Origin of the sequence: Kitasatospora sp. NPDC101157 (assembly GCF_044768255.1) — a bacterium.
Lineage (GTDB): Bacteria > Actinomycetota > Actinomycetes > Streptomycetales > Streptomycetaceae > Kitasatospora.
This window is the reverse complement of record NZ_JBIWPL010000002.1, coordinates 358623-370965: the sequence shown is the minus strand read 5'-3', so window position 1 is coordinate 370965 and position 12343 is coordinate 358623. Positions and strand designations below refer to the sequence as shown.

Here is a 12343-nt window from a genome sequence, read left to right as displayed (position 1 = left end):
ACCCCAGGATCACGGGCGGCAAAGCCCACTGGACCCCGAGCTGCAAGAACACCAGTCCCAAGGTCTACGGCTGGGTGGAGGACACCCTGCCTGACGGCGACTGCGCGTACGTCAGCGCCACGGCCGGGCTGGAGAACCGGGTCGAGCGGGCTTGCGGAATGGGCGAGCGGGCCGACTTCGGCTTCACCTTCCAGGGGCCCAGGCAGCGGAAGTACGCCTGTTCCTCGACCGCTGAACCAGCACCTCGCCGCGGGTGGGGACAGCGGCACCCGCGGCGGAGGCAGGGAGTCGGCGGTCAGACCAGCTCGGCGCCCCAGGCGCGGGCGCGGTCGAGTTCTCCGGCGCGCAGCGGCCCGTCGTTCCTCTCCACGATGAAGCCCTCCGGTTCGGCGACGACGTCGTAGTGACGGTGGGAGAGCCGGTGGGCGATGCCGTTGGCGGCGCCGCCGGCCCGGGGCATGTCGACGCGGGTGTCGAACGCCGCGGCGTGGACACCGTCTCCGCTCTCCGGCAGGTCGTGGAACCATGCGCGCAGGCCCGGGCCCTCAGCGGTCTCCCGTGCCTCGGCGGCGGCCTCCTCGCGGCCTTCCTGGTGTGCCTCGGCCATGGCGGCCATCCGGCGGCTGAGCCCGGAGGACATGCCGTGCATGTGGGTCGGTCCGCCGACCACCAGCAGGTCCGCGGAGCGGGTGAGTTCGGCGTCGGCCTCGGCCACCGGGACGCAGTCCACGGCTGCCCCGGGGTCGGCCCGGTGGACGCCTTCGGCGATCGCCTCGGCAATCTCGCGGGTGTCGCCGTACATGCTCTCGTACACGATCACGGTGTGCATGGTCTCCACCTTTCGTCACCTCCAGCCTCGCCCCTGAATCCGGAGGGGGAGATGGGCCGTTCGGACCGGGCCGGACAGCCGGACGGTCCCGTCAGCCGTGCGGGACGATCACGACCGGGCAGTCGACGTGGTGGATCGCGGCGTGTGCCACCGGACCGAGACGGGCTCCGAGCGGCATCCTCCGGATCCGGCGGCCCAGGACGAGCAGCCGAGCCGTTGGCGCGGCGTTGACGATTTCCACAGCCGGGCTGCCGTGGACCAGGTCAGCCGTCACCGCCACCTCGGGGTGACGGGCCCGCCAGGGATCCAGGGCGTCGGCGAGGCGGCCCCTCTCCGCGTCGGAGAAGTCCTTCTCCACGCTGCCGATGGCATCGAAGGACACGTACGCGGTGCCGGCCGGAGGCGTCCAGGCGTGCAGGACCCGCAGGGGCGCCGAGCACCGTGCGGCGGCCTCGAATGCGAAGTCGAGCACCTCGTCCGCAGGCCGGGCCAGGTCGAGGCCGACAAGGACCGGACCGTCGGTTCCTCCGTCGGAGGCGCGTACCAACACCACCGGACAGGCCGCCCGGCCGAGCACCTCCTGGCTCACCGAGCCGACCAGGAACCCGTGGACCGTGCCCAGCCCGCGGGAGCCGAGCACGAGCAACGCCGAGTTGCGCGCGGCGGCCTCCAACGCCTCGGCCGGATCGGCGGGGCGATGGCTGGACGAGATGGACAGGCCGCCGTGACTGGCTCGCAAGTTCGATTCGAAGGAGGCGAGTTGTTCCCGGCTCCGGGTGTAGACCTCGTTGGAGCCGACCACGTCCAGCTTCGGCCACGGCCAGGCCTGGAGCAGTTCAAGGGGAAGTCCGCGCTGTCGTGCCTCCTCGGCGGCCCACCGGGCGGCGGCGAGGCTCTCCGGCGAGCCGTCGAATCCGGCGACGACGGGACCGTTCACGATGTTCTCCCGGGCTGTCGGCAGGACGATCGAGACCTCAGCGAGCCGGCCGGTCCCAATTCGGGGAAGCGGGCACGGTGATGACCGGGCAGTGGGCCCGGTGCAGCAGCCCGTGGGGGACGGAACCGAGCCGCATGCCGGTGAACCCGCCACTCCCCCGGCGGCCGACGACCACGGCGAGGGCGTGCTCGGAGGCCTTGGCGAGTTCTTCGACCGGGTGGCCGTGGGCCAGCTCGTGGGTCACGGTCACATCGGGGGCGCGGTCGTGGCGGCCTGCGGTCGACTCGAAGAGCAGCCGGCGCAGCACCTCCTCGGTGGCGGCGTCGTCCAGTTCGCCGAACGGCGGCCGCTGCCAGACCCAGAGGACGCGCAGGGCCGCCCGGCGTTCGGCGGCGAGGTCGAAGGCGAAGTCGACGGCGGGCTCGGAGGACGGGCTGCCGTCCACGCCCAGAACGACGTACGGCGGCTCCTGGGTCGTGTGCTCGGGATCGCGGACCACGACCACCGGACAGTGGGCCTGGGCGCTCACCGGGACGGCCACCGAGTAGGCGCTCAACGCCTCCTCGGCCCGGCCCAGCCGACGGGAGCCGAGGACGACGAGCGCGGCGTGCCGGGACTCGCGGCACAGCGCCGGGGCCGGGAGGTCCTCGGGGACATCGGTCGTCAGCGCCAGCCCCGGGTGCCGCTGCCAGGCCACGGACCCGGCCCGGTCGAGGGCTCGCTCGGCCCGTGCGAGCAGGGCCTTGTGGTAGCGGTCCCCGTCGAAGTGCCGGAACTCCCGGTACAGCGGCGGGACGGCGTGCACCAGCCGCAGTGGCACTCCCCGGCGGTCGGCCTCGTCGGCGGCCCAGGCGGCGGTCATCCGACCGGTGTCGTGCGCATCGACACCGAGGACGACGGAACGGCCGGGACTGTCGGAGTTCGCGGGTGTCATGGCGGTCCTCCTCGGTTCGGCGCTTGTGGGCCTGCTCCCACGCTAGGCACCGGTCCGGCCCTGCCGCGAGGGCCGACCGGCCCAGGCGCACGGACCGCCGGTCCCGGCCGACACGTCACCGTCCGGCGGTCCGGGCCGGCCCGGGGAGCCCTGGGGTGACCGAGTCGCCGGCGGCAAGGTGGAACACGGACCCGAACGAGGAGGTGGGCACGATGGTCCGGATCAAGGTCGTCACCAGGCCGACCCGCCCGAACGAACCTCCACCGCTCGACCTGCGGACGCCGTCCGGCCGCCGACTGCCCTACTGAGGCGGACACCGCCTGACCCGCGTGGCCCGCAGAGCATTCCGCCGCCGGCGCACATCGGACGACAGCCGGGCAACCCGGCCGCCCAACGGCCTGCGCAGCGGCGACAGCGTCCCGGTGCGGGGGCTGCCGGCGCTGGATCCCAGTCGAGTTCGTTCCTGACTCCCAGTCACACTATCGCGGTGGATGGGGACTTGCGGACGTTGGCGCCACGTGACGGAGGGGACGACATGGCTTCCGCCGGGCTGGACCGAGAGGGCCGCCGGTGCTGGAGCGCGTGAGGGTGGACGTGCCGACCGGGGGTTCCTAGATCCCTTGCTTGCGCAGCCGGGCCACCACGAACCCGGCGAGTCCGGCGAACGCGGGGGCGGTGAGGTCACTCCAGGACAGTGGCACGGTGTCCAGCACATCGCGGAGGAACGGCAGGTAGAAGGCGGCCGCCGCGAGTGCGGCGGAGGCGAGGACGGCCAGTGGGAGGAAGAGGTTGGCGCGGGTGAGCAGCCGTTCGCGCAGGCCGAGGACGGTGCCGAGCTGGGCCGTCAGCAGGGCGAGGAACAGCACGGTCTGCCAGGGGCGTTGGCCTTCGTGGGCCCAGAGCCCGGCACCGAGGGAGGCCGCCGCGACAACGAGGCCGAGCAGCAGCACCCGCTGCCACACACCGGAGCCGAGGATGTGCTGGTGCGGCGGGCGCGGGGGCCGGGTCATCGCACCGGGTGAGACCGGCTCGGCACCCATGGCAACGCCGGTGAGGCCGTGGGTGAGCAGGTTGATCCAGAGGATCTGGCCCGCGCGCAGCGGCAGTGCGAGGCCGAAGAGCGGGCCGGCCAGCATGACCAGGATCTCGGCCGCGCCGCCGGACAGGCCGAAGACCAGGAAGCGGCGGATGTTGTCGTAGACCCGGCGGCCCTCCTCCACCGCGCCGACCACGGTGGCGAGTTCGTCGTCGGCCAGGACCAGGTCGGCGGCCTGGCGGGCGACCTCGGTGCCGCGCCGGCCCATGGCGACGCCGATGTCCGCCTGCCGCAGGGCGGGGCCGTCGTTGACGCCGTCGCCGGTCATCGCGGTGACGGCGCCCCGGGCTCGCCAGGCCTGGACGATGTCCAGTTTCTGTCGGGGGTCGGTACGGGCGAAGATCCGTGCCCGGGTGAGGTCGGTGACCGCACCGCTGGCGATGGCCTGTCCGTTCACCACGACCTCCGGTCCGGCGCCTGGTTCGAGCAGACCGACCCGGACGGCCAGGGCGCGCGCGGTGGCGGGGTGGTCGCCGGTGACCAGGACGGGAAGGATGCCGGCGCGACGGCAGGTGGCCAGGGTGGCAGCGGCCGACGGTTTGGGCGGGTCGGCCAGGGCGGTCAGTCCGAGCAGCCGCAGGCCGTGTTCGGCTTCCTCGGGCGGCTCCGGCAGGCGGTCGAGGTGCTGCTCGGCCACGGCGAGCACCCGGTAGCCCTCGGCGGCGAGAGCGGCGGCCGCGCGCCGGGCCCTCTCCAGGAGCTCCGGGGCGTCGGCCAGGACGGCGGGGTCGAGGACGCTCTCCGGGGCGCCCTTGAGGCAGGCCAGCAGGCCGCCGTCAGGCCCGCGGTGGACGGTGCTCATCCGCTTGCGGGTGCTGTCGAACGGTGTTTCGGTGTTTCGGCGACCCGGGCGTAGGTATCCCGCAGCCGTGGGTGGTCCAGGCCCCCCTTGCCGGCGGCCGTCAGCAGGGCGGCCTCGGTGGGATCGCCGATCGCTTCCCATGGGCCGTCCCCGCCTGTCGGCGGCCGCAGGGCGGCGTCGTTGCACAGCGCGGCGGCGGTGAGCAGGCTCTTCACCTCGTCGTCGGCGGTTCCGTCGAGACTGATTCCACCGGCCGGTCCGTACCCGAGGCCGGTCACGGTGGCCGTGGAATGCGGTGTCCAGAGGCGCTCGACGACCATGCGGCCCTCGGTGAGGGTGCCGGTCTTGTCCGTCGCCAGCACGGTGACCGAGCCGAGCGTCTCCACGGCCGGGAGTCGCCGGACCACGGCGTGGCGGGCGGCCATCCGGCGCGCGCCCAGCGCGAGGGCGAGCGTGACGACGGCCGGCAGCGACTCCGGTACGGCGGCGACCGCCAGGCTGATGGCCGTCACCCCCATCTCGCCGGGCGGCTGGTTCCGAAGCAGGCCGAGGACGAAGACCAGGACGCAGAGGCCGACCGCCACGACGGCCAGCACCCGCCCGAGCCCGGCCAGCCTCCGCTGGAGCGGCGTGGGCTCGGGCCGTGGCCGCAGCATGGCGGCGATCCGGCCGAGCGCGCTGTCGGCTCCGGTGGACGTGACCACGGCCAGGGCCCGGCCCCTCAGCACGATCGTTCCCGCCTGGGCCCTGTCGTCCCCCGGGGCCCCGCCTTCGGCGGACCTCGTCACCGGCAGGGACTCACCGGTCAGCATCGACTCGTCGAGCAGGAGCCCCGCCGCCTCGGTGAGCCGGGCGTCGGCCGGCACGATGTCCCCCTCGGTGAGGGCGACGACGTCTCCCGGCACGATCTCGGCCGCCGGCACCGTGCGCTGCACCCCGTCACGCACCACCCGCGCGACCGGGGCGGAGAGCCGGGAGAGTGCCGCGACGGCGCTCTCCGCGCGGACCTCCTGGACCACGCCCACGCTGGTGTTGATCACGATCACCAGCGTGATGACGATCGCGTCCGGGTGGTCGCCGATCGCCAGGGTCAGGGCGACGGCCGCGAGCAGCACGGTGATCAGGGGGTCCCGGAGCTGGGCGGCCACCCGGGCCCACAGGGGTACCCGGTGGGCGGCCGCGACCTCGTTGCGGCCGTGCTCGGAGAGCAGTCGCGCGGCCTCGGTACTGGTGAGTCCGCGTGTCGGGGCGTGGGCGGCGACTGTCACGGTGGTGGTCCGTCAGTCGGCGAAGAGGTGCGGATGGGGCGGTGCGGTCGCGGCGGGCTCGGGGCGGTGCTCGAAGTGGTGGATCCGGGCGTCCGGACCGGGGAAGTACTCCGTCACCCGGCCGTCGTCCGCCCAGCGCACGTCGTACGGCGGGCTGCCGTCCGGATGGTGCAGGCCGACGATCTCGCCGTCCCTGCGCGCCGCGCCGGGCCGGGTGCCCTGGACGATGATGCGGTCTCCCACGGCGGCTCTCATGACGTCCTCCCTGGCTCGGTGCGGGGCCGGGGCCGGCCGCCGTCCTCCTTCCATGGCACCACCAGGCACCGGGCCCGAGCTGGGGCCGGTCGGTCCCCGGCGCCGGGCCCGTAAGGCCCTCGGGGAAGCGGAAGCGGGCTCGCCAGACTGATCCGTGAGAGCAGCGGAAGCATCCGGTACCGAGGAGGCGCGTCATGTCCGCCGTCGCCGCCACACACAGGCGCCCCACCTCGCGCACGTCCCTGCGCGGACACTTCCGCCGGGCCGTCGGCCGGGACCGCAACCCGCTCTGTCGTCCGCTCGACCGGGCGTACAGCCGTCTGGTGGCCGGGGCGGCGTTGATGGTGCTCGTCACCTTGGTCCTGGCGGCGGTCACGGCCGTGATGGTGTACCGGGCGGAGGCCGACGACGCGGCGCAGGCCGCCCGGCACCGGCACGTCGTCACCGCCGTCACCACGGGCCCCGCGCTGTCGGACGACCCCAGGGCGGGCAGCGCGCGGGAGCACGCCCCGGCGCGGTGGACGTACCCGGTCGGGCCAGGTGCGGGCAGTGTCCCCGTGCCGGACGGCACGGCCACCGGGACGGCGCTCCCGGTCGGGCTGAACGATGCCGGGCAGCCGGTCGGCGCCCCCCGGTCGAACGGACTGATGGTCACGGACTCCGTCCTGGTGGGTCTGGCCGCGGTCACCGCGCTCGGATTCGGTACGGAGGGCTGGGTCGCCCTGCGCCGCCGTCGGCTGGACCGGCAGGCGGACGCGGACTGGGAATCCGCGTGGGAGCAGGTGGAACCCGGCTGGTCCGGGCGGCGGTGACGTCCTGGTCACAGGTGGAAGCGCCGGGTCTCGCCGGGCCGGACCGTCGTCTCGGTGCCGCGCAGGCGGACGCGGACCGGTTCCTGGCGGTCCTCGCGCAGGCTCACCGTGACCGTGCGGCGCTCGACGGCTATTCCGAGGCCCCAGTGCCCCCGGTAGCGCAGCTCCAGGTCGAGTCGGCCGAGGGCTGAGGGCAGGTGCGGGTCGAGCCAGAGGGCGTCCTCCCGGACCTCCAGGCCGGTGTAGCAGCGCTGGAGCAGGTCGACCGCACCCGCCATGGCGCCCAGGTGGACGCCCTCGGCCGTGGTGCCGTGCTGGCTGTCCCGCAGGTCGGCCACCAGGGCGTCGCGGAAGTACCGCCAGGAGGCGCGGCGGTCGGAGCGGGTCAGCACCCAGGCGTGCACCACCGAGCTGAGCGTCGAGCCGTGGACGGTGCGCCGCAGGTAGTAGTCGGTGGTGCGGTGCAGCAGCTCGTGGCCGGCCGGGTGGCCGAGGCGCCGGAGCAGGTCGCGCACCTCGCGGGCGGAGAACAGGTACCAGAGCATCAGCGCATCCGCTTGCTTGGAGGCCTTGTAGCGGTTGACGGTGTCCCCTTCGGCTTCCAGGATCCGGTCGAGCCGGCGCAGGTCCGGGTAGCGGAACCGATAGGCCGGCCAGTCGAGTTCGGCGAGCTGCTCGTAGCCGTCGAACTGGCTGAGGACGCCCTCGTGGAAGGGAACGTGCAGGCGTCGCCCGACCTCCTGCCAGCGGTCGAGTTCCAGGTCGTCGAGGGCCAGGCGTTCGCGCAGCTCGTCGCGCCGGTAGCCGGGCAGGACGTCCAGGGCGTCCTGGGCGCGGGCCAGGACCCAGGAGGCGAGCACGTTGGTGTAGGCGTTGTCGTCCAGTCCGGGCCGGGCCGCCCACGGGTAGGCGTCGTGGTACTCGTCGGGGCCGAGCACCCCGCGGATCGACCAGCGACCGTGGCTGCGGTTGTATGTGGCCGCGGAGGACCAGTAGCGGGCGATCTCCAGCAGCGTCTCGGCGCCGGCCGTGGCGAGGAAGTCCCGGTCCCCGGTGGACTGGTAGTACTGCCAGATGTTGTACGCGACGGCTGATCCGACGTGCCGCTGGAGGTGGCTGTGGTCGGGCAGCCAGCGGCCGGACAGTGGGTTGAGGTGCAGCTGCTGGGAGTCCTCCCGCCCGTCGCCGGCGCTCTGCCACGGGTACATCGCTCCGCGCAGTCCGAGTTCGCGGGCCTCGCGACGGGCGGCGCCGAGGCGGCGGTGGCGGTAGCGCAGCACGGCCCGGGCCAGCTCCGGGAAGCGCAGGTTGAGCAGCCGCAGCACGAACAGCTCGTCCCAGAAGACGTGTCCCCGATACGCCTCGCCGTGCAGTCCCCGGGCCGGGATCCCGACGTCCAGGTCGACGGAGTGCTCGGAGTACGTCTGCAGCAGGTGGAACAGGTTCAGGTGCAGCGGACCGGCGCCGTCGAAATCGGCATCGATCCCGCATCGGCGCCACAACTCCGCCCATCGCAGCGAGTGCTCGGCGAGTAGTTGCTCGAAGTCGCCGGCCTCGGCGGCGAGCAGGCCGGAGGCACGCAGCGGGGTCTCGATCGCCCGGTCGCGGGAGGTGTGCACTGCCACGGTCTTCGTGACGGTGACGGATTGGCCCTGTTCGGCGTTCAGGGTGAGGAGGTGGGCGGCCCAGCCCTCGCGGCACTCGGTCGTCGGCTCCACGGCAGCGGCGGCCGTCCGGCAGCAGAGGGCGATCCGCAGGGGTGAGTTGACCGCCTCGACTTCGAGTCGGAGCAGACCCGGCTCGTCCACGCCCTGACCGGCGGGGACGAGGTGGCGCTGGGCCAACCCCCGGTAGCGGGCTACCCCCGTGTTGGCGATGTTGCCGTCCAGAGCCGAGCGGACGTCCAGCGGGCCGGACCAGTTCTCCGGTGTGAACGTGCTTTCCAGGGCGAGCAGGTGCGGCCGGGCCTGGCTGGCGAAGCGGCGCTGCACCAGCCGGGTCCGCCGTCCCTGCTCGTCGACGACCAGGGCGGTGCGGGTGAGCAGCCCCCGTCGCAGGTCCAGCTCCAGCGTCTGCTCGGCGGGCGGGCCGGTGAACCACGACCCACCAGCCGGCCGGAACGTCAGCGGCAGCCAGTTCGGGCCGTTGATCAAGTCTTCGTTGTCGACAACGCGCCCGGCGACCCTCGACTCCGCCCGGTCGTAGCAGCCGGCCAGGTACGTCCCCGGGTAGTGCACCCCGTCGGCCACCGCCTCCGGTGCGGCGCCCCGGCTGACCACGTACCCGTTGCCGACCGCGCACAGCGCCTCCCGCAGCCCCTCCTCGACCGGGTCGAAGCCCTGGTAGCGGAGCGTCCACGGGTCCGGCATGTCGGGATACCCCGCGGGTGGGTCTGGTGCCACGAGGTGACCTCCCGTGCCGATCGGTCTGCCTCCAGTCTGCGCACCTCGCCGCCGGGCCGCGCGCCGCCTCGCTCAGGCACCGGGCCGTGCCGGGCTGCTCGGCGCCCGGGGCGAGGATCCGGTGGAACCAGCCGCCGGTCGTAACGGATGCCGTTTTCAGCGTCTCCTCCGCGCGCTCGGTCCGCAATGCCGTTCGGCGCGTGGAGCGGGGCCGGTCGGCCCTCGCGGGGCGCGGATCGGACGTCGAGGCTGGAGGAGTAGAACGGCGACGGCCGAGGAGGCGCCATGTCCGCTGTCCACCCGCCCCGCGGCACTGCCGAAGCCCTGCTGGCCGACGGCACCACGGTCGAACTGCGGCCGCTCGGCCCGGACGACCACCGCGCCGTGCTCGACCTGCACGCCGAGGGGATGTCGGAGGAAAGCCGCCGGCTGCGCTTCTTCGGGGTCAGCCGAAACGCGCCCGCGCAGGCCGCCGACCGGCTGTGCGCACCGAGAGCCGGTCTGCTGGCGCTCGGTGCCTGGGCCGGCGAGGACCTGGTCGGCGAGGCGGACTGCGAGCTGGTGGACGACCCGCCGCAGACCGCCGAACTGGCCCTCGCGGTGGCCGACCGCTGGCACCACCGGGGCGTGGCCACTCTGCTGCTGGAACACCTGGTGCACCGCGCCCGGGCGGACGGCGTCCGCTTCTTCGAGGCCGACACCCTGTTCGGCAACCGCGCCGTCCACCAGGTCTTCGCCGACCTCGGGCTGCCCGTCGAGCACCGGTACGCCCAGGGCGAGGTCAGGATCCGGATCCCGCTGGAGGAGAGCGACGAGCGCTACCGCTCGGCCGTGGACGAACGCGGACGTCGCGCCGACATCGCGAGCCTCGCGGCCCTGCTGCGCCCGGCATCGGTCGCGGTGGTCGGGGCGTCCCGGCGGCCGGGTTCGGTCGGGCGGACCGTCCTCGGGAAGATCCGGCGGGGCGGCTTCTCGGGCGCGGTCTGGGCGGTCAACCCGCACGCCAGGGACATCGACGGGGAGCCCGCGTATTCCTCCGTCCGCACGCTGCCCGCCGTGCCGGACCTCGCCGTGCTGGCCGTGCCGGCCGGCGCCGTCCCCGGAGTGGCCGAGGAGTGCGGCGCCGCAGGGGTCCGAGCGCTGGTGGTGCTCACCTCCGGCCTCGACGCGCAGGAGGCCCGCGGGCTGATGCGGGCCTGCCGCCGGCACAGCATGCGCCTGGTCGGGCCGAACAGCCTGGGCATGGCCCAGACCGACCCGGCCGTCCGGCTGGACGCCGAGTTCGGCGGCACCTTCCCCCTGCCGGGCAGCGCCGGAGTGGCGGTGCAGAGCGGCGGCGTCGGGATCGCACTGCTGCAGCGGTTGGCCTGGCTCGGCATCGGGGTGTCGAGCTTCGTCTCGCTCGGCGACAAGTACGACGTCAGCGGGAACGACCTCCTCCAGTGGTGGGAGGCGGACGGCCGTACCGACCTCGCGCTCCTCCACCTGGAATCCTTCGGCAGCCCGCGCGCCTTCGCCCGTACCGCCCGCCGCGTCACCCGCACCATCCCGGTGCTCACCGTCGACGCCGGCCGCTCCACCGCCGGCCGGCGGGGCGCCGCCTCGCACACGGCGGCCGCCGCCACCCCCACCGTCACCCGGGAGGCGCTGTTCCGGCAGGCCGGCATCACCGCGACCCGCAGCATCGACGAACTCGTCGAGGCCGCGGCCCTGTTGCACGCCCAGCCGCTGCCCGCGCCGCGTGGCGCGGTCGCCGTGGTGTCCAACGCGGGCGGCATCGGCGTCCTGGCCGCCGATGCCTGCGCGGAGTTCGGGCTGGAGCTGCCCGAACTCCCGGCGGAACTCGGGAAGCTGCTGCCGTCCGGTGCCTCCGTCCGCAACCCGGTGGACACCACGGCGGCGGTGGGTGCGAGCGAACTCGCCCTGTTCCTCAGGGCGTTGGAGAGCGAGGAAGCCATCGACGCGATCCTGGTCTGCCTGGTCCCGACGGCGCTGTGCGCCACCCCTGGGCAGGACCCGGCGCGTGCCCTGGTGGAGGGCCCGGCCCGGCGGCGCGTCCCGATCGCCGCCGTACTCCTCGACCAGCAGGTCCCCGTCCGGTACCGCACCTGCGCCGACGGCGGCATGCTGCCGGCCTACTCGGACTCCGTCGCCGCCGCCCGCACCCTCGCCCATGCCGTCGACCGCGCCCGCCGGCTCAAGGAGCCCCAGCCCGTACCCGTCGACGCCCCGGGCTGCGACCGGCACACCGCCCGCACCCTGGTCGACGGTTACCTCACCGCCCATCCGGAAGGCGGCTGGCTCGACCCGCTGACCACCGCCGACCTGCTGGAGGCCTACGGGCTGCCGCTGACCACCTCCGTGTGGGCCCGCGACGAGCACACGGCGGTCGCGGCGGCGGACGGGCTACGCCGCCTCGGGCACGAGGGGAAGGTGGCGCTGAAGGCGTACTGGCCCGGGCAGGTGCACAAGAGCGCGCTGGGTGCCGTCCGCACCGGCCTCGCCACCGCCGCCGAAGTGCGAGCCGCTTACCGGGAGTTCGCGCAGCGCTTCGGCACCCAGCTGGCCGGAGCGGTGGTCCAGCCGATGGCCCTGCCGGGGGTCGAGCTTCTCGCCGGCGTGGTCCAGGACCAGGTCTTCGGACCGCTCGTCATCTTCGGGATGGGCGGCACCGCCACCGACGTCCTGGCCGACCGGGCGGCCCGGCTCGCTCCGCTGTGCGAACGCGACCTGACCACCATGGTCACCGAGCTCCGCGGCGCGCCCCTGTTGACGGGCACCGGCGGAGCACCGCCGGTCGACCTCGCGGCGGTCCGATCCGTCCTCACCCGGCTGTCCCGGCTCGCCGAGGACTTCCCGGAGCTCGTCGAGACCGACCTGAACCCCGTCATCGCCCGTCCCGGCGGTGCCGTGTGCGTGGACGCCCGGGTGCGCCTCGAACGCCGCCCGACCTTCGACCCCTACCTGCGGCGGCTACGGCGCCCCTCCGCCGCCGAAGGGCAGTGAAC

General features: G+C 74.2%; 10 protein-coding genes. 3 read left to right on the top strand and 7 right to left on the bottom strand.

Annotated features, from left to right (window positions below; all coding sequences use genetic code 11):
• Positions 1–295: 295 nt before the first annotated feature.
• From ACIRVF_RS05115 to ACIRVF_RS05105, 3 genes are all read right to left on the bottom strand, one after another.
• Positions 296–829 carry a flavodoxin family protein gene (locus tag ACIRVF_RS05115; protein ID WP_402813867.1) on the bottom strand — a complete coding sequence of 178 codons (534 nt, stop codon included), beginning with the start codon at positions 827–829 and terminating at the stop codon, positions 296–298.
• Between the two features lie 91 nt (positions 830–920).
• On the bottom strand, positions 921–1766 hold the full coding sequence (locus ACIRVF_RS05110) for a universal stress protein (RefSeq protein WP_402813865.1): 846 nt from the start codon (positions 1764–1766) through the stop codon (positions 921–923).
• A 37-nt stretch (positions 1767–1803) separates the two neighbouring features.
• Positions 1804–2700: a universal stress protein gene (locus ACIRVF_RS05105; protein ID WP_402813862.1), complete on the bottom strand. Its 897-nt coding sequence runs from the start codon at positions 2698–2700 to the stop codon at positions 1804–1806.
• A 155-nt stretch (positions 2701–2855) separates the two neighbouring features.
• On the opposite strand from ACIRVF_RS05105, the gene ACIRVF_RS05100 reads away from it, so the two are divergent.
• Entirely contained in the window at positions 2856–3008 is a 153-nt protein-coding gene (locus tag ACIRVF_RS05100) for a hypothetical protein (RefSeq protein WP_402813859.1), read from the top strand.
• A 303-nt stretch (positions 3009–3311) separates the two neighbouring features.
• Here the strand turns inward: ACIRVF_RS05100 and ACIRVF_RS05095 are convergent, their stop codons facing one another.
• Genes ACIRVF_RS05095 through ACIRVF_RS05085 form a run of 3 tightly spaced genes read right to left on the bottom strand, consistent with a single transcriptional unit; the run spans position 3312 to position 6121 of the window.
• On the bottom strand, positions 3312–4598 hold the full coding sequence (locus ACIRVF_RS05095) for an HAD-IC family P-type ATPase (protein WP_402813857.1): 1287 nt from the start codon (positions 4596–4598) through the stop codon (positions 3312–3314).
• The gene (locus tag ACIRVF_RS05090) at positions 4595–5866 is read right to left on the bottom strand and encodes a cation-translocating P-type ATPase (protein WP_402813855.1); all 1272 of its coding nucleotides are present in this window, start codon (positions 5864–5866) and stop codon (positions 4595–4597) included. Before ACIRVF_RS05090 ends, ACIRVF_RS05095 begins: the two co-directional genes overlap by 4 nt.
• 12 nt (positions 5867–5878) lie before the next feature.
• Positions 5879–6121 carry a DUF1918 domain-containing protein gene (locus ACIRVF_RS05085; RefSeq protein WP_402813852.1) on the bottom strand — a complete coding sequence of 81 codons (243 nt, stop codon included), beginning with the start codon at positions 6119–6121 and terminating at the stop codon, positions 5879–5881.
• Between the two features lie 194 nt (positions 6122–6315).
• On the opposite strand from ACIRVF_RS05085, the gene ACIRVF_RS05080 reads away from it, so the two are divergent.
• Positions 6316–6933, top strand: coding sequence for a hypothetical protein (locus ACIRVF_RS05080; protein WP_402813850.1), 618 nt, complete (start codon positions 6316–6318; stop codon positions 6931–6933).
• An 8-nt stretch (positions 6934–6941) separates the two neighbouring features.
• Here the strand turns inward: ACIRVF_RS05080 and ACIRVF_RS05075 are convergent, their stop codons facing one another.
• Positions 6942–9302 (bottom strand): glycoside hydrolase family 65 protein, encoded by a 2361-nt coding sequence (locus ACIRVF_RS05075; protein ID WP_402813848.1) that lies wholly within the window; start codon positions 9300–9302, stop codon positions 6942–6944.
• 318 nt (positions 9303–9620) lie between these two features.
• Here ACIRVF_RS05075 and ACIRVF_RS05070 point away from each other — a divergent pair, with 318 nt between their 5' ends.
• The gene (locus tag ACIRVF_RS05070; RefSeq protein ID WP_402813845.1) at positions 9621–12341 is read left to right on the top strand and encodes a GNAT family N-acetyltransferase; all 2721 of its coding nucleotides are present in this window, start codon (positions 9621–9623) and stop codon (positions 12339–12341) included.
• Positions 12342–12343 lie beyond the last annotated feature (2 nt).

What these genes read in the sequence shown, in the direction of transcription:
- ACIRVF_RS05105 (WP_402813862.1), bottom strand. Translation starts at nt 2,700, where the DNA reads ATGACACCCGCGAACTCCGACAGTCCCGGCCGTTCCGTCGTCCTCGGT.
- ACIRVF_RS05085 (WP_402813852.1), bottom strand. Translation starts at nt 6,121, where the DNA reads ATGAGAGCCGCCGTGGGAGACCGCATCATCGTCCAGGGCACCCGGCCC.
- ACIRVF_RS05095 (WP_402813857.1), bottom strand. Translation starts at nt 4,598, where the DNA reads ATGAGCACCGTCCACCGCGGGCCTGACGGCGGCCTGCTGGCCTGCCTC.
- ACIRVF_RS05070 (WP_402813845.1), top strand. Translation starts at nt 9,621, where the DNA reads ATGTCCGCTGTCCACCCGCCCCGCGGCACTGCCGAAGCCCTGCTGGCC.
- ACIRVF_RS05075 (WP_402813848.1), bottom strand. Translation starts at nt 9,302, where the DNA reads ATGCCGGACCCGTGGACGCTCCGCTACCAGGGCTTCGACCCGGTCGAG.
- ACIRVF_RS05115 (WP_402813867.1), bottom strand. Translation starts at nt 829, where the DNA reads ATGCACACCGTGATCGTGTACGAGAGCATGTACGGCGACACCCGCGAG.
- ACIRVF_RS05080 (WP_402813850.1), top strand. Translation starts at nt 6,316, where the DNA reads ATGTCCGCCGTCGCCGCCACACACAGGCGCCCCACCTCGCGCACGTCC.